Annotated in this window: 16 protein-coding genes and 1 tRNA gene; 7 read left to right on the forward strand and 10 right to left on the reverse strand. The window is 59.2% G+C overall.

What is annotated here, in order from left to right; all coding sequences use genetic code 11:
* Positions 1-9: 9 nt before the first annotated feature.
* The 5 genes from amn to CFBP6623_RS03630 all read right to left on the reverse strand — a co-directional run bounded on the left by amn (position 10) and on the right by CFBP6623_RS03630 (position 3233).
* Positions 10-1515: an AMP nucleosidase gene (gene amn / locus CFBP6623_RS03615; protein ID WP_046798703.1), complete on the reverse strand. Its 1506-nt coding sequence runs from the start codon at positions 1513-1515 to the stop codon at positions 10-12.
* A 103-nt stretch (positions 1516-1618) separates the two neighbouring features.
* A complete protein-coding gene (locus CFBP6623_RS26670) occupies positions 1619-1792 on the reverse strand; it encodes a hypothetical protein (RefSeq protein ID WP_167379157.1) in 174 nt (57 codons plus the stop codon).
* A 10-nt stretch (positions 1793-1802) separates the two neighbouring features.
* Positions 1803-1985: a hypothetical protein gene (locus CFBP6623_RS26675; RefSeq protein WP_046798704.1), complete on the reverse strand. Its 183-nt coding sequence runs from the start codon at positions 1983-1985 to the stop codon at positions 1803-1805.
* A gap of 159 nt (positions 1986-2144) precedes the next feature.
* Positions 2145-2741 (reverse strand): AAA family ATPase, encoded by a 597-nt coding sequence (locus tag CFBP6623_RS03625; protein ID WP_046798705.1) that lies wholly within the window; start codon positions 2739-2741, stop codon positions 2145-2147.
* A gap of 153 nt (positions 2742-2894) precedes the next feature.
* Entirely contained in the window at positions 2895-3233 is a 339-nt protein-coding gene (locus CFBP6623_RS03630) for a DUF2147 domain-containing protein (RefSeq protein WP_046798955.1), read from the reverse strand.
* A 588-nt stretch (positions 3234-3821) separates the two neighbouring features.
* On the opposite strand from CFBP6623_RS03630, the gene CFBP6623_RS03635 reads away from it, so the two are divergent.
* Positions 3822-4088, forward strand: coding sequence for a sel1 repeat family protein (locus CFBP6623_RS03635; protein WP_046798706.1), 267 nt, complete (start codon positions 3822-3824; stop codon positions 4086-4088).
* A 392-nt stretch (positions 4089-4480) separates the two neighbouring features.
* On the opposite strand, the gene CFBP6623_RS03640 is transcribed toward CFBP6623_RS03635, so the two are convergent.
* A complete protein-coding gene (locus CFBP6623_RS03640) occupies positions 4481-5593 on the reverse strand; it encodes a pyridoxal phosphate-dependent aminotransferase (RefSeq protein ID WP_062653689.1) in 1113 nt (370 codons plus the stop codon).
* A gap of 126 nt (positions 5594-5719) precedes the next feature.
* Positions 5720-6067, reverse strand: a complete 348-nt coding sequence (locus tag CFBP6623_RS03645; protein ID WP_046798708.1) for a hypothetical protein — start codon at positions 6065-6067, stop codon at positions 5720-5722.
* A 328-nt stretch (positions 6068-6395) separates the two neighbouring features.
* Here CFBP6623_RS03645 and CFBP6623_RS03650 point away from each other — a divergent pair, with 328 nt between their 5' ends.
* Complete coding sequence (locus CFBP6623_RS03650; RefSeq protein ID WP_080842683.1) at positions 6396-7613, forward strand: NAD(P)/FAD-dependent oxidoreductase; 1218 nt, start codon at positions 6396-6398, stop codon at positions 7611-7613.
* A gap of 7 nt (positions 7614-7620) precedes the next feature.
* A complete protein-coding gene (locus CFBP6623_RS03655) occupies positions 7621-8421 on the forward strand; it encodes an aldolase/citrate lyase family protein (protein WP_080842191.1) in 801 nt (266 codons plus the stop codon).
* 3 nt (positions 8422-8424) lie between these two features.
* On the opposite strand, the gene CFBP6623_RS26680 is transcribed toward CFBP6623_RS03655, so the two are convergent.
* Both CFBP6623_RS26680 and CFBP6623_RS03660 read right to left on the reverse strand, forming a co-directional pair.
* Positions 8425-8601, reverse strand: a complete 177-nt coding sequence (locus CFBP6623_RS26680) for a hypothetical protein (protein ID WP_162854460.1) — start codon at positions 8599-8601, stop codon at positions 8425-8427.
* 92 nt (positions 8602-8693) lie between these two features.
* A complete protein-coding gene (locus CFBP6623_RS03660) occupies positions 8694-9035 on the reverse strand; it encodes a hypothetical protein (protein ID WP_080842190.1) in 342 nt (113 codons plus the stop codon).
* 163 nt (positions 9036-9198) lie between these two features.
* On the opposite strand from CFBP6623_RS03660, the gene CFBP6623_RS03665 reads away from it, so the two are divergent.
* From CFBP6623_RS03665 to CFBP6623_RS03685, 4 genes are all read left to right on the forward strand, one after another.
* A tRNA-Ser gene (locus tag CFBP6623_RS03665) sits at positions 9199-9289 on the forward strand.
* 358 nt (positions 9290-9647) lie between these two features.
* A complete protein-coding gene (locus tag CFBP6623_RS03670) occupies positions 9648-9956 on the forward strand; it encodes a hypothetical protein (protein ID WP_080842189.1) in 309 nt (102 codons plus the stop codon).
* A 668-nt stretch (positions 9957-10624) separates the two neighbouring features.
* Positions 10625-11677 (forward strand): porin, encoded by a 1053-nt coding sequence (locus CFBP6623_RS03680; protein WP_080842188.1) that lies wholly within the window; start codon positions 10625-10627, stop codon positions 11675-11677.
* Between the two features lie 534 nt (positions 11678-12211).
* Positions 12212-13255, forward strand: a complete 1044-nt coding sequence (locus tag CFBP6623_RS03685) for a porin (protein ID WP_080842187.1) — start codon at positions 12212-12214, stop codon at positions 13253-13255.
* A 164-nt stretch (positions 13256-13419) separates the two neighbouring features.
* On the opposite strand, the gene CFBP6623_RS03690 is transcribed toward CFBP6623_RS03685, so the two are convergent.
* A complete protein-coding gene (locus tag CFBP6623_RS03690; RefSeq protein ID WP_046798748.1) occupies positions 13420-15492 on the reverse strand; it encodes a lytic transglycosylase domain-containing protein in 2073 nt (690 codons plus the stop codon).
* Between the last annotated feature and the right edge of the window lie 226 nt (positions 15493-15718).

Here is a 15718-nt window from a genome sequence, read left to right on the forward strand (position 1 = left end):
TGCGCAATCTTACTGGAACGCCGTCTCGTAAAAGCTTCTAAGCTTGCGCGAATGCAGCGTTTCCGTCGGCATGGCGGCGAGCTTCTGCACGGCGCGGATGCCGATTTGCAGATGCTGGGCGACCTGGGTGCGATAGAATTCCGTCGCCATGCCCGGCAGCTTCAATTCGCCATGCAGCGGCTTGTCGGAGACACAGAGCAACGTGCCGTAGGGCACGCGGAAACGGAAGCCGTTGGCGGCGATGGTGGCCGATTCCATGTCGAGTGCTATGGCGCGGGATTGCGACAGGCGCTTGACCGGACCGGCCTGGTCGCGAAGCTCCCAGTTGCGGTTGTCTATGGTGGCGACGGTGCCGGTGCGCATGATGCGCTTCAGCTCGAAGCCCTCGTATCCGGTGACTTCCGCCACCGCGCCTTCCAGCGCCAGCTGCACTTCGGCGAGAGCCGGGATTGGCACCCAGACCGGCAGGTCGTCATCGAGAACGTGGTCCTCACGCACATAGGCATGCGCCAGAACATAATCGCCCAGCCGCTGGCTGTTACGCAGGCCGGCGCAATGACCGACCATCAGCCAGGCGTGCGGGCGCAGCACGGCGATATGGTCGGTGATCGTCTTGGCGTTGGAAGGGCCGACGCCGATATTGACCAGCGTAATGCCCGCGTGGCCCTTTTTCTTCAGGTGATAGGCGGGCATCTGTGGCAGGCGGCCAAGCACGGCGTCCGTTTCCGGCCTGTCGGAGCCGGCGGGGGTGATGATGTTGCCCGGCTCCACGAAGGCGGTGTAACCCTCGCCGCCATTCTTCATCATCTGGCGCGCCCATGCGGCGAATTCGTCGATATAGAACTGGTAGTTGGTGAACAGCACGAAGTTCTGGAAATGGCTGGCGCTGGTCGCCGTATAGTGGCTGAGGCGCGCCAGCGAATAATCGATGCGCTGCGCGGTAAACGGCGCAAGCGGTGCGGGTTCGCCCGGCACCTGGTCATATTCGCCATTGGCGATGAGGTCGTCGGTATTGTTGAGATCGGGCGTATCGAACAGATCGCGCAGCGGCACGTCGGACAGCGAGGAAGCGGCAGCCGCCTCGACATAAGCGCCTTCGCCAAAAGCGAAATGCAACGGAATGGGCGTGGCCGATTCCGACACCGTGACGGGAACGCCGTGGTTCTTCATCAGAAGCCCCAGCTGTTCCTTGAGATAATGGCGGAAAAGCTCTGGCCGGGTGATCGTCGTCGTGTAGACGCCGGGCGCGGTGACGTGACCATAGGAGAGGCGCGAGTCGACATGACCGAAGGTTGCAGTCTCAAGGCTGACCTGCGGATAGCAGGCGCGGTAACGGCCGGCAATCGGCGCGCCCTTGGCAAGGTCGGTGAAGGAGTTGATCAGGAACGCCGTATTGCGTTCGTAAAGCGCGGTCAAAGCCTCGACTGCTTCTTTCGGGTCCGTAAAGGACTGCGGTGCGAAAGGCTCGGGGCTGATGAAGGTGAAGGGCGGAATCGTTCGTTTTGCTATTGTCATGGCCCATTATAAGGGGGCAATTTCGACAGGCAAGCGACAGAAATACGAAGAAACTGAAAAGAAACGGAAAATGCGGCCGGATCGATAAAGGGTGTGCGAGATATCAGCCGAGCGTGCCGCGCTGCAGGCTCATCAAGAGCACGAAACCGGCGCCCTTGGATGCCGGGCGAGGATCTGCCTTGTAAACCGCAAGTCCCGCCACCGGGCCGAGAAAGATCGAGGCCATCAGCACCAGCCGCAGAGCGGAAAACAGGCCGTTGGAGAAGCTGTTTGTCATCGGCCGGTCCTCAAAGTACGACGGGGCAATTGGCGCCGGGCGCCGGGCTGTGCTGGCAGGCAATTGCCGCGCCGGCATTCACCCGCTGAAAACTGCGGTTGGGATTAACGACGAGCGAAGCGAAGGACATGGCGAAGATCGCCATGAGAAACGCGAAGATTGCCAACCGGCTGATCAACTTTGCCATGTCCATTCCCCTTTATTGGAGTTGATGGACAGAGTTTTGCCATACTCGGACTGAACGGACCCTGAGACCCCGGTTCATATGGTGTTCAGGGATGTTAACGGGTGGTGACAGGACAGATTGATGCCGCAATGGTCTCGCTGGAGACCTCGATCTCCCGTCTTTTGATCACGAAGAAGAGGTGGCCGCGCGCGCGGCAAGATCGGCCACGAGGGTTTCGAGTGCCTGCGGTTTCGTGACGTCGACAACCGGCAGGTGATGTTGCTGCGCCGACGCCAGCATCTCGGTATTCTCCCGCAGCGAGCGCTCGATGAAGGCGTCCATGATCTGCCGCTGGCTGGCCGTTGCATCGTCGTATTGGGCGTGAGAACGCATCCGCTCGAGAAGAAAGTCATTCCCGGCATGCAGAAACACCCCGGCGACAGTGCCGCCGAGCAGGGGCGAGATAAATTCCGGGCGCAGGGCCGCGCCCTCGAAAATTGCAGGATTGCCGGTGCCGGATGTGTTGTCGATCAGCGAGCGGATCAGCGGCCAGATGTTCTGGTGATGCACTTTCAGAAACCAGTGGATCGTTTCCGCTGAAAGCTGCGTGTAATAGTCCTCCACCGGTGCCGGTATGCCCGGCCAAGGCCGGCCGGGGTGGCGGGCGAGGCTATCGGTCGATATCGCTTCGCAGCCGAGCTTTTCACTCAACAGACCGGCAAGGGTACTTTTGCCCACATGCGAGGTGCCGGCAATCAGGATCGTCAAAAGGGGGAGGGGCATGCGTGGCTCTCGTTGGGGTGCGCTGGGTGGCCACGATACATCAACGGGCACAGGTGTTCCACGCGACATCCATTCGCGGTTACACAGGCAGGTTTCCTGATGCCGCGCCGGGTTGGCTGGCGGGGAGCCGAAGGCCCGCCCGCCGTCCTGCTGTTACAACCGTGTCCAGGTCTGCGATTTGCACAAGATCTTCAGCACGCAGCCCTTCATGTTCAGCGAATTGCCGGAAACGGTGCCGGAGCCGCTATAGGTCTTGTCGTTGGCTGGGTCGGTGATGTCGCCGGAGTAGTTGTTTCCCTTGCCGGAAAGCTTGCCGATCTGTTTTCCGGCATGTTTGCCGGTCTTCAGCGTCACACAAAAGGCTGCGCCGCAGGGGCCGATCACCGCGGTTTCGCCGCTTGCCGTCTTCCAGTTGCCCTCAATGGTTTCTGCGGCAAAAGCAAGGTTGCTGCCCATCATGAGGGCAGCGGCAATCATCATTACGCGCTTCATAAAAACTCCTCCCGAAATTTGCGCAGACCCCTTCTGAGCCGGATTGGTCACGAAGAAATGGATGCGCATTAAACCCTGTTCCGCATTGCCGATGGTGTGACGTCCTGCGACGCGATCACCCTTTTGGCCATGCTATCCTCTACCTGTTTCATCCTCATAACAGGCAGGCGAATACTATTTTACGTTAACGTAAAAGGAAACAGAAATTTGCCGCCATGGAGAGGCATTTGCGACGGTCGAGGGAGTTGAAACGGGCGAATTTGAAAATCGATGTTTTTATCGTGGTGAACGAAGGGTTTAAATCCAGATGTAAACTTTTCGTAAAAATCGCCTGAAAGTCCTTAATTTCCGCACCTCATGATATTTAACAAAAACCCAATTTTACCAATCGTTTGCAGTTTGTTTGCGGCCCATTAATCATGCCTTTTAAGCGCCCGTTGAAAGGCTTGAGGCATAGTGAACTCATCAAAAGCGCAGGGAAAACCTGCCGGCCCAAAGAACAAAAAAGCCGCATAAGACGGCGGTTCTGAAGGTTAGCCTCGGCAAGAAGGCAATTGATGAAACAGGCAGAAGACAGGGATTAAAACGATGGCACGCTTTGAAATTCGCGATATCGAAATGGCAGTTGCCGGTGGCGAAACCCGCGCCGACACCCTTTGCAATCTCGGCCTGGTCTATGCGACCGGCCGGGGCTGCACGGTGGATCTGGTCGCGGCCCACAAATGGCTCAACATCGCCGCCATCCGCGGATCGGAAAGAGCCGCTTCTTTGCGCGCAGATCTTGCCCGGAACATGACCAAGGCGGAACTGGCCGAAGCGCTGCGTGCTGCCCGTGACTGGATGACGATGCACTGATCCATCCAGACTATCAGTGAGATTTCCGGTCCGGTTCCCTCCAGTCCCGATGACCGGTGCAAACGAAAGTAAACCCGAAGGGGAACGCGGCGAGGGCTTTAAAAAAAGCTTTTGCGCTGACACATCAAACCGCGACCGGCAGGAACAAGGCCGGCGCGGTTTTCTTATGTTTGGCGATGTCTCTTCGCCGGAAAACGATTCGCGGGCAGGGGCTTGCGGGAGGATGTTGAATCGATGCGTGCAACGCGCGGCACTTTCCAACCCTCATTCCTGTGCTTGTCACAGGAATCCAGCCGACGCGCGTCTGCGCGGCGAAAAGAGTCCCTCCAGCCCAAGGACTTGGGCTGACTGGATTCCTGTGACGAGCACAGGAATGAGGGTGGGTTGGGAGCTTACCCGATCGCCTTGAGGACCTTCGGCAATGCCTGCTCGAAAAGATCGAGCTTGTCATTCGGCCCCACGCTCACGCGAATGCAGCGGTTGAGCGGGGCCACACCCGGCATGCGGATGAAGACGCCATGTTCCATCAGCCCATCGACGATGGCCCGGGCGTAAGCCCCGTCGCGGTGGCAATCGATGGTGACGAAATTGGTGGCCGAGGGCAGGGGCGAAAGGCCGTTATTTCGGGCGATCGCGGAAACACGCTCACGGGCGTCGGAAATTTTACCAACGACTTCATGCAGATAGGCCTGATCCTTCAGCGCCGCCAAAGCACCGGCGACAGACATGCGCGCCATGCCGAAATGGTTGCGGATCTTGTCGAAGGCTTCGACATTGCCGAGCGTGCCAATGGCATAACCGACACGTGCGCCGGCGAGCCCATAGGCCTTTGAGAAGGTGCGCATGCGCAGAATGTTCGGCTGGCCGATCAGCGCATCGATGGCCGGCACGGCACTGGCGGGCGCGGTTTCGCAATAGGCCTCGTCCAGAATGAGCAGGCAGGTTTCCGGCAGCGCGCGCGCAAAGGCAACGACCTCGCTCGCCTCCCACCAGCTTCCCATCGGATTGTCAGGATTGGCGAAATAGACGAGCGGCGCATTTTCCCGAATGACGAGATCGAGAAGGCCATCAAGGTCTTCGTGATCGTCCACATAGGGTGTGGTCACGAGTTTCCCGCCAAAACCGTTCACATGGTAATTGAAGGTGGGATAACCGCCAAACGAGGTGACAACAGGCGTGTCGGGCTCGATAATCAGCCGGGCGATCTCACCCAGCAATCCGTCCACGCCGCTGCCGATGGCGATATTGCCGCGTGCAACGCCGTGATGGATGGCAAGCGCTTCCTTCAATTCGAAATTTTCCGGGTCGCTATACATCCAGGTGTCTGCCGCAGCGTCACGCAGGGCCAGAAGCACTGAAGGGGCGGGGCCAAAGCCGCTTTCATTGGCGCCGATCCGCGCTTCCACCTTCAGGCCGCGGTTCCGTTCGATGGCTTCCGGGCCAACGAAAGGAACGGTTGAAGGGAGCGAGACGGCAAGCGGCGTAAGGCGTGAGAAAGCGGACATTGGCTGAAAGTTCCGGTAGCTGTGTTTGAAAACCCGGCTCACAATAGGTGCAAAAAAACCGGACGCAAGCCGCGCCGGGTTATCCAGTGACTGTTTTGGAACAGTTTTTTCCGCCGCCGTGCCGGCTCAGGCGCTGGTCTCGAAACTCAGCCGGCGCACATGGTGCAGGAATTCGGCATCGATCAGCATGTTGAAACCGATGGTGACCTTTTCCTCTTCGCGGCGGATCAGCGTGCAGCCAATCTCATCGCGGATGCCGAGGATTTCCAGATAGAAATTGGCGGGCATTTCCAGATGCGGACCGACTTCGATTTCCGCGCCATAAAGGGAAATGGTGCGCACCAGGCAGCGCATGGTGTCCTTGGCGCTGAGATGATGCCCGATGAAGGTGATCTTGCCGGGCCGGTCGATCTGAAATTTCTCGTACTTCTCGTCCTGCGGGACGTTCTGACGGGGATCCATATGCAAAGCCATGACAACCTCCCGGATTGCCTCTCCTGATGCTGATTTTAACGCGGCTTCCTTGCCAGGTCATGAAGGAAATCCGCGCAATTGTCTGTTGTCCGTCTCGACATGGGCCAATCTTCGTTTCGCAAGCCGATGTTTCCCTTGATAGAATGCGCTTGGCTCGGTCCGGTTGCAGGCGTGTCGCAGCCTGTGCTGATAATGTGTCATGCTTGCACCGGGCTGGCGTGGCTGCGCTGTTGACGCGGGCCGTACTTGGCGTTACGCCTGATCCGGCAATATGGCTTCGCGATCATGGCAGGGTTGGCCGATCGCGATTCGTGTCTGGGAGTGGAACGTGACGGGAAGGCTGGTAATCGTCGGGGCGGGGCAGGCCGCTTTCGCGCTGGCGGCAAAGCTCCGGGCGCTAAAGGATGAGCGTCCCATCACCATCATCGGCTCTGAAGATGTCTATCCCTACCAGCGGCCGCCGCTCTCCAAAAAATACCTTCTCGGCGAGATGAGTTTTGACCGGCTGATGTTCCGCCCGGAGGAGTGGTACGCGGAAAATAATGTCGATATCCGGCTGTCCACCTGGGCGGAAGATATCGACCGTAAGGCCAAAACGGTTCGCATGCAGGATGGCAGCACGCTTGCCTATGACAAGCTGGTGCTGGCGACCGGGGCCGCGCCCCGCCCGCTGCCCGCCAGCATCGGCGGCGACCTGGAAGGGGTCTTGACCGTTCGCGACAAGCGCGACGCCGACCGTCTCATGGAAGAGATGAAACCGGGCCGCAGGCTGCTGGTGATCGGCGGCGGTTATATCGGCCTTGAAGCGGCCGCCGTTGCCCGCAAGCTCGGCCTTGAAGTGACGCTGATCGAAATGGCCGACCGCATTCTGCAGCGCGTTGCGGCGAAGGAAACCGCCGATATCATGCGTGGCATCCATCAGGCCCATGGCGTTTCCATCCGCGAAAAGACCGGCCTCGTGCGCCTTGTCGGCATGGATGGCCGGGTGGCCGCCGCCGAACTCTCCGACGGTTCGACACTTGATGTGGATTTTGTGATTGTCGGCATCGGCGTGACGCCGAATGACCGCCTTGCCCGCGAATCGGGCCTTGATGTCGGCAATGGCATCGTGGTGGACGGTTATACCCGCAGTTCGGACAGGGACATTCATGCGGTGGGCGACTGCGCGTTATTGCCATGGCGCGGCCAGCATGTGCGTCTCGAATCGGTACAGAATGCCGTCGATCAGGCCGAGGCCGCCGCTGCCGTGCTGGCAGGCACCGAAACCGCCTATGACGCGAAACCCTGGTTCTGGTCGGATCAATATGAGGTAAAGCTGCAGATCGCCGGCTTCAATCTCGGTTACGACGAGACGGTGCTGAGACCCGGCGCCCGTGAGGGCAGCTGGTCCGTCTGGTATTTCCGCGACGGGCATTTCGTGGCGGTCGATGCCGTCAATGATGCCAAGGCCTATGTCGCTGGCAAGAAACTGCTCGATACCGGCGCGGAGCCGGATCGCGCCATCCTGGCGGATACCTCCGCCGATCTGAAATTGCTGCTCTCCTGAGGACATCATGCCCGCTCCCGAAAACCGTTTCAAAACCGCCATCCACGCCGGCAAGCCGCAGATCGGCCTCTGGCTAGACATGGGCGAGGCCATTGCCGCGGAAATCGCCGGCACGGCGGGCTTCGACTGGCTGGTGATCGATGGTGAGCACGGGCCGAACGATCTGCGTAGCATCATCGACCAGCTGCGCGCGCTTGCCACGTCACCGGCCGAGCCGGTGGTGCGCGTGCCGGTCGGCGAAAGCTGGATGATCAAGCAGCTGCTGGATGCAGGTGCACGCACGCTTCTTGTCCCGATGGTCGATTCGGCTGATCAGGCCAGAGATCTGGTCAGCGCCATGCATTATCCGCCGCGCGGCATTCGCGGCATGGGGGCCGCCGTGGCCCGTGCCTCTGCCTTCAACACGATCACCGATTATGCCGACAGCGCTTCGGACAGCGTTTGCCTGCTGGTACAGGCCGAAACGCGGGCGGCGATCAACGATCTCGACAATATTCTTGCGGTGGAAGGTGTGGACGGCATCTTCATCGGCCCGGCGGATCTCGCCGCCGATATGGGCTATCTCGGCAGGATCGACGAGCCGGAGGTGCAGGCGGTGATCGAGGCGGCCATCGTCAAGATCGTCGCGGCGGGCAAGGCCGCCGGCATTCTGACCTTCAACGAAACCTATAATCGCCGTTACCTCGAACTCGGGGCTTCCTTCGTCGCCGTCGGCGCCGATGTCACGGAATTTGCCAACGCCCTGCGCAACCTGTCCGGCCGCTACAAGGGCGGGGCAGCGCCGGCGCCATCCAGATCGGGTTATTAAGTCTCAGTCGTCGTTGCTGGCATTCAGCTTTTCCGGCGGGATGCCCTCTTCGCCGGAGGCAAGGTAGCCGCTGTTGATGAGGGCGGCGCGGACGATGCGCTGAACGGCCTCATCCCGGTCCACGCCGTGGTCTCTCGCAAAATCCGACAATGCCTCTTCAAGGTCGTCGCTGAATAGCATTTCTGGCCCCCCATTCCTGTTGTCATGAAATCAATGCAAAAAAGGCAAGGCGGAAACGTCCCGCCTTGCCCCGACTTTAATACATGCGGCGATCAGCGCCAGCGATAAAGGCCGCTGTTCGACGAGCTCTGCTGGGTGCCGGCGCCAACCGCATAACCGATCGCAAAACCGAGTGCGCCGACGATCGTCAGCAGCGACGTGGCGGTGCCGGGATTTTCCTTGACCGCTTCCACCACATTCTGGCCCTGGGCGCGCACATTATGCGCCGCCTTGCGAACCCGGCCACGCGCTTCATCCAGAAATTCGGACGCATCCTCGCTCACGCCTTCCGCGCGGGCGGAAACGGATTTGGAGAGGGATGCGATTTGCGAGCGCAACTCGGCAATCTGATTTTCGATCGTGTCTTCGACAACATTCAGTTTGGTCTGAGCCATTAGAACACCTCTTTTGTTACCGAAGCGGAGAACGTGCCGGCTTTGAAGAAGTTCCCGCACACCCCGCAAAGTTTCACGGACTGGCGCCCGGCCAACAGGTTTTTCGGCTTCTTGGCGAAAAAGCCTTGCATTCATTTTTTTTACGCAATAATCAGGCCGCACCGGAGAGGTGGCCGAGTGGTCGAAGGCGCTCCCCTGCTAAGGGAGTATACGTCAAAAGCGTATCGTGGGTTCGAATCCCATCCTCTCCGCCATCAAACTCAGCCAGGACTTTGATATTATCGGGCAAATCGGGCTGCTGATTTGTTTTTCCGTTTTCATCCCCATCTCGCGGCCTGAATGGTTGCAAACCCTGCCGGCAGGCGTGAACTGCATGCGGCGGTGGTGATTGGGAAAAAAATCGCGTCCCCGGGGCCGTCGCTTACATCATCGAATCGCGCACGCTTCATTGCAGCCTCGCAGGCACTGCACTATCGGCGAGGGCAGGCCGCCCATGCGATCACGCTTATTTCAGAAATTCGATCGGCTCTTTTGCGCGCATGATCCTGGATACATCTCGTTCTTTGACAAAGAGCACCTATCTAAGTTTCTCACGCACACGAAGGAGATTTGATGATCGACGAATACGGCCCGCACGTGCAGATGGGCACGCTTGCAGAGCAGATGGCCGCCCGCTACCAGATGGACGCGAATCTTGAATTGGGGCCGCACCTGTCGCATTACATGGAGGAGGTCGAGGTCAACATCTCCGCTGACAGCTTTGACCATGTGGGGTTCATGAGCAGGATTTGTGGGCGACTGACGATGACGCTGGCAACAGCTGCCGCGCCCCGGCGCCGCGAGTTCCTGCAGGCCGTCGTGGTCGCGCTTCAAGAGCGCATCGATCGACATTCACTCGATGTGGTTGTGGACGGCATTTAAGGCACTGCCATCCAAGCAATAATGAGCGCCGGAAGGCCGGCCTGCCTTTTGCGCCGGTTCATCCGGATCGCGGCGGCGTAACGCCTCATGGCGGATGCGACAGGGCGACCGGGAGGCAAGGGCGTTTGTACGGCTGTCATGTCCACGACATGCAGCATTCGCCGAAGGCAAATCAGTTTGCCAGATCGCCGCTATACCCGGCCCGTCGAATCGTTGCCCGGTGAATCAGTCCAGACCGAAACGGTTTTTCCGCTGTTTCCCGACATGCGCTTCCGTGGAGTGCCGCGGCACGGCATAGGTCGAAGCAAAAATTTCCCACATCTCCGCCCGACAGGGCAACGCGACGCCAAAAAGGCCGATAGTTTAGAAACACCTTGTTAACCGATCTAACTAACGGATTTTCAAGGAAATTCTTAACGCATCGTAAAAGCTTCGATTGGCTGGCATGGCGCTGTGTGTTGTTTCCGCAACAAACCGAAATGAAGCATATACGTAAATGCTATTTATCGGATGTTGGCGATTGCAAGCGGCGAAACCTTTTGTATTTTCACGACCAGAAGCGAGGCGGTGGATCGTTTGGCTTCTAAGAACACGGGAATGGGGCAGGGAATGCTGTCCTTCAGCGAAAGAACCCAGACCCTTTTAAAAACTTTGACTGGAGGTCAACCATGAACATCAAGAGCCTTCTGATCGGCTCCGCTGCGGCTCTCGCAGCAGTATCCGGCGCACAGGCCGCTGACGCTATCGTCGCTGCTGAGCCCGAGCCCCTGGAATACGTTCGCGTTTGCGACGCTTTCGGCACCGGCTTCTTCTACATCCCCGGCACCGAAACCTGCCTGAAGTTCCAGGGCTACGTTCGTTTCCAGACCGACTTCGGTCGCGACAAGTCCGGTCGGTCTGACTGGGATTCGTTCACGCGCGCCCAGTTCGAAGTTGACACCCGCACCGACACCGAACTCGGCGCTCTGCGTGGCTTCATCGGCTTCCGCGGCAACGCTGACAGCGGCAGCGCTTTCGGCAATGGCACGACCGACAAAGGTTCTTCGGTTTTCGTTGATCAGGCCTTCATCGAACTCGGCGGCCTGAAGGTCGGTAAGTTCTACAGCTGGTGGGACGATGGTCTCTCTGGTGAAACGGACGAGCTGTCTTCCAACGCTCTGTTCAACTCCATTCGTTACACCTACGACGCTGGTTCCTTCTGGGCAGGCGTTTCGGTTGACGAACTTGAAGGCATTAGCGTCGCAAACACCCTTGGTGGCACGCTTAACGAAACCGACAACAATGTTGGTGTTGCTCTCGGCGTTGGCGCCAAGCTCGGCGCAGCTTCGCTGCAGCTCATCGGCGGCTACGACACCGATCGCGAAAACGGCTCTGTACGCCTGATCGCAACGGCTGACGTTGGTCCGGGTACGCTCGGTCTGGCCGGTGTTTGGGCTTCTGGCGCAAACGCTTACTACAACGTCTCCGAGTGGGCTGTTGCTGCTGAATACGCAATCAAGGCAACCGACAAGCTGACGATCACCCCCGGCTTCCAGTACTACGGCAACTACGGCCTGGTTTCCTGGGACGACTTCTCGAACGACGACGGCTGGACAGCTGGTCTGACGCTCGACTACAAAATCACCCAGGGCCTCTCCACGAAGATCGCTGTTAACTACGTTGACATCGACAACCGTGACGACCAGGTTAAGGGTTTCGTTCGCCTTCAGCGTTCGTTCTAATCTGATCTGACATTGTCAGTGATGGAAAGCCCGGCTCTCGAGCCGGGCTTTTTCGTTTTGAGCGCGCGGAGGAGCGGGGCGAAGAATCAGGTCGCCCCATGGAGGGCTGCTGGTTGGCCTGTACTGTTTGCCTGGCTAAAGGATAGTGGCGCGGGGTGAGGGCGCGATCTGGTTCATTAAAAGGCCTGATTCTGCGGTGTCGCTGACCAAATCTGGGCAATTCGCCAAGCTTCCGATACGCCGTGTATCTTGATGAATGGCTGCTTTGTCTTTCGAGTGGCTTGGGCGGCGCCGCGTAAGTGTATGAAACAAATACGAATTTAACGAATTGTTAATGAATGGGGCGTCGTCCATTAGAATTGTAGCTATTTCGCAACAATGAAAAACTAAGGATACCTTACTGTCTTCCTTTCGTCATGATTACGATTGCCCACCCGCCCGGTTTTGGCTCTAATCATCTTCATAAGCGGCACGCATTGATTTGTGTTTCCCACCCGCTGCTTAGAAGATTAAGCGTTTGACTGGAGGTCAACCATGAACATCAAGAGCCTTCTGATCGGCTCCGCTGCAGCTCTCGCAGCAGTATCCGGCGCACAGGCCGCTGACGCTATCGTCGCTGCCGAGCCCGAGCCCCTGGAATACGTTCGCGTCTGCGACGCTTTCGGCACCGGCTTCTTCTACATCCCCGGCACCGAAACCTGCCTGAAGTTCGGCGGTTACATCCGTTTCCAGACTGACTTCGGCCGTGACAAGTCTCAGACGTCTGACTGGGATTCGTTCACGCGCGCTCAGTTCGAAGTTGACACCCGCACCGACACCGAACTCGGCGCTCTGCGTGGCTTCATCGGCTTCCGCGGCAACGCTGACAGCGGCAGCGCATTCGGCAATGGCAGCAATGACAAGGGTTCTGGCGTCTTCGTTGACCAGGCCTTCATCGAGCTCGGCGGCCTGAAGGTCGGTAAGTTCTACAGCTGGTGGGATGACGATCTGAATGGCGAAACCGACATTCTGTCGACCAACACCCTGTTCAACTCGATCAAGTACACCTACGACGCAGGTTCTTTCCAGGCTGCGATTTCGGTTGACGAACTCGAAGGCCAGTACGGTCAGTTCCAGTACGGCGAAGACAACAACGTCGGTCTCGGCGGCATGATCGGCGCCAAGTTCGGTGCTGTTACGGCTAACCTGATCGCCAGCTACGACTTCGACGCAGAAAATGTTGCGATCCGCGGCATGCTGTTTGCAGATATCGGTCCGGGCACCTTCGGTCTTGCTGGTATCTGGGCTTCTGGTGACAACGCTTACTATGCGAAGTCTGAATGGGCCGTTGCCGTTGAATACGCGATCAAGGCTACCGACCGCCTGACGCTTACCCCCGGCTTCGAATACCTCGGCAAGCTTGACGTCAACTCTGCTGACGGCGACTTCGTTGGCGACCGTGACGCCTGGACTGCTGGTCTGACGGTTGACTACAAGATCACCGAAGGTCTTGCTACGAAGATCACCGCGAACTACTACGATGAAGATGGCCGTGACGACGAAGTCACCGGTTTCGTCCGCCTTCAGCGCACGTTCTAATCTGATCTGACATTGTCAGTGATGGAAACCCCGGCAGAAATGCCGGGGTTTTTTGTTTGAATGCTTCACATTGCAGCGCCGGTCATTCTTATCCGGGAAATAAAAAAGCACCGGGCCAGCCGGTGCTCGAATGCTCTGTAATGATATCTGCCGATGAGCCTGGCTTACCCCGCACGGCCATGGCGCAGGTCATCGACAATATCGGCCTGTTGCCCAAGCCGGGTCTTGTAGACCTGATAATTCTCCATCACCCGCTGCACATAATTGCGCGTTTCGGGGAAGGGGATGCGCTCGATCCAGTCCACCACCTCATCGATAGGCTTGCCGCGCGGATCTCCGTAGCGGGCAATCCATTCCGGCACGCGTTTTGGACCGGCATTATAAGCGATGAAGGTGAGGATATAGGAACCGCCGAAGCTGTCGATCTGCTCGCCGAGATAGTGAGCGCCGAGCGTGGCGTTGTAACCCGCGTCGCTGGTCAGCATCGCCTGCGTATAGGGCAGGCCGTGACGTCCGGCCACGCCCTTGGCGGTTCCCGGCAACAATTGCAGCAGCCCACGGGCATTGGCGGCGGAGACCGCGGCCGGGTTAAAGGCGCTCTCCTGCCGGGCGATGGCATAGGCAAGCGCCTTGCCGGAGCCGGCTATATTGGCGCTGGCGGGAATGACGCCGAGCGGATAGGCGAGCGCTGCCGCATCGATGCCGCGGCTGAAGGCCGTCTTGCCGATCTGCAGCGAAACCTGATGATTGCCGTTGCCTTCCGCCCTGGCGGCCAGAATGGCAAGTTCGCCGGGGCTGTCCAGCTGGTCGGCCAGCGAGCGGTAAAGACTGTCGGCGCGCCAAGCATAACCGGCGGCCTCCAGCCGGTCGATGGCGCGCACGGCCTCACGGCCGGCGAAGCGTTCACGGTCACCGTTGCTTGGGCTGGGATACGTAACGTTCAGCGTCGTGGTGCCGATTCGTGCGGCGGCCAGCTGGCCATAAAACGTGCCGGGGTGGGCGGCAGCCTTGGTGAAGAAGTCACGGGCATTGCCCGGTCCGCCCACTTCCGCCGCCCGCCCGAGCCAATAATAGGCGCGCGAGGCGGAAAGCGGCCGGTTCGAGGTCTGCAACAACGTGTCGAAGTGACGTGAAGCCGCCGCCGGATCGCGCAGCGCTCTCAGCGCATACCAGCCGGCATGGAACTCCGCATCGGCGATGTCCACGGCCGAGGTGGCGGAATGATTGGCGACGATGCGATAGGCTTCGGCAAAATCGCCGAGATCGGCAAGGCCACGCGCGATGATACGCCGCTCATTCCACCACTCGCCGGGATTGACGAGTTTGGATGCCTCTTTCGGGGCCTGGCGCAGAAGGGCGGCCGCTTCAGGATATTTTTGCTGGTTGCGCAGGTTTTCTATGCGCGCGAAGAGGAAAGCGGGATCGCCGCGCCAATTGGCGTCAACCTTGCCCAGCAGGGCACCCGCGGTGGCGGATCGCTGCAGAACGGCGGCCCAGGCATTATAAAGCGACTGCGCCTTGCCCAGATCGCCGAAACGCTTCGCCTGGCCGATGCGGCTGCGATACATCAGGTAATCCATGCGCGCCTTGTGATCGGCGGGCGTCAGATAGGCGGGAAACTCGGCAAGCACCCGGTCTTCCATGTCCTTATCCATGCCTTCGCTGACCCAGAGCTGGCGAATGAGGCGCTGGGAGTCCACGACCTTGCCGGAGGAGGCGAGTGCCTTGGCGAGCACTACGGTGCCCTCGGCGGTTTCCGGCCGGCTGCTGCCGAAGGCGGCAAGCACCTGCGGTACTGGCGGATCTTCGCGATAAAGCGCTTTTTCAGAATTGGCCCGCAGGGTGGCGGCACCCGGCCAGCCGGCAAGCTCGCGCTGGGCGGCGGCAATTTCGGACGAAGGCACATCCTTCTGGCCGGAAACGGCAATTGCCCAGCTGAGAATATGTCGGTCCAGGCTGCCGGTCGGCATGGCGTTGCGCAATGCAATCGCCCGCGTCGCATCGCGGCTGGAAAGCGCGTCGAGGCCGGCCTTCAGCTGGCTTGCATCATCGGGGCGGTTGAGGCGCGGTATGGCGCCGGTGATCTCGGGCGAGGCGGGCATGAAGGCGGGAACGGTCGGCGCATTCGGCTTCACATAGGGAAGCGGCACCGCACCTTCCGGCAGCGGCCCGGCCAGCGCGTTCCAAACGGTTGCGGCGAGGCCCGCCGCCATCAATCCCCAAACTGTTTTTTTCATACCGTTCTTCATCGCCAGACGGAAACAATCGACCTTCTTGTACTGTCGTTCTTGTATTGTCGTTTTATTGCAGCAGGATTGCGTAAATCGCTCAAGGCTTGGCCTCGTATTCCGCTCCCGTGTCCTGCATTGAATCTACGGAGATTGAGATTAATGAAACCTTAACCGCCCCCCGCGCAATCCCATCAACTTTTATTCACCGGCCCGCGAGCGGCCCGCAATTTCG

Origin of the sequence: Agrobacterium tumefaciens (assembly GCF_005221385.1) — a bacterium.
Taxonomy (GTDB): Bacteria; Pseudomonadota; Alphaproteobacteria; order Rhizobiales; family Rhizobiaceae; genus Agrobacterium; species Agrobacterium tomkonis.

Coding starts and splice junctions, on each gene's coding strand:
- amn (WP_046798703.1), bottom strand. CDS start 1,515: ATGACAATAGCAAAACGAACGATTCCGCCCTTCACCTTCATCAGCCCC.
- CFBP6623_RS26670 (WP_167379157.1), bottom strand. CDS start 1,792: ATGACAAACAGCTTCTCCAACGGCCTGTTTTCCGCTCTGCGGCTGGTG.
- CFBP6623_RS26675 (WP_046798704.1), bottom strand. CDS start 1,985: ATGGACATGGCAAAGTTGATCAGCCGGTTGGCAATCTTCGCGTTTCTC.
- CFBP6623_RS03625 (WP_046798705.1), bottom strand. CDS start 2,741: ATGCCCCTCCCCCTTTTGACGATCCTGATTGCCGGCACCTCGCATGTG.
- CFBP6623_RS03630 (WP_046798955.1), bottom strand. CDS start 3,233: ATGAAGCGCGTAATGATGATTGCCGCTGCCCTCATGATGGGCAGCAAC.
- CFBP6623_RS03635 (WP_046798706.1), top strand. CDS start 3,822: ATGGCACGCTTTGAAATTCGCGATATCGAAATGGCAGTTGCCGGTGGC.
- CFBP6623_RS03640 (WP_062653689.1), bottom strand. CDS start 5,593: ATGTCCGCTTTCTCACGCCTTACGCCGCTTGCCGTCTCGCTCCCTTCA.
- CFBP6623_RS03645 (WP_046798708.1), bottom strand. CDS start 6,067: ATGGCTTTGCATATGGATCCCCGTCAGAACGTCCCGCAGGACGAGAAG.
- CFBP6623_RS03655 (WP_080842191.1), top strand. CDS start 7,621: ATGCCCGCTCCCGAAAACCGTTTCAAAACCGCCATCCACGCCGGCAAG.
- CFBP6623_RS26680 (WP_162854460.1), bottom strand. CDS start 8,601: ATGCTATTCAGCGACGACCTTGAAGAGGCATTGTCGGATTTTGCGAGA.
- CFBP6623_RS03660 (WP_080842190.1), bottom strand. CDS start 9,035: ATGGCTCAGACCAAACTGAATGTTGTCGAAGACACGATCGAAAATCAG.
- CFBP6623_RS03670 (WP_080842189.1), top strand. CDS start 9,648: ATGATCGACGAATACGGCCCGCACGTGCAGATGGGCACGCTTGCAGAG.
- CFBP6623_RS03680 (WP_080842188.1), top strand. CDS start 10,625: ATGAACATCAAGAGCCTTCTGATCGGCTCCGCTGCGGCTCTCGCAGCA.
- CFBP6623_RS03685 (WP_080842187.1), top strand. CDS start 12,212: ATGAACATCAAGAGCCTTCTGATCGGCTCCGCTGCAGCTCTCGCAGCA.
- CFBP6623_RS03690 (WP_046798748.1), bottom strand. CDS start 15,492: ATGAAAAAAACAGTTTGGGGATTGATGGCGGCGGGCCTCGCCGCAACC.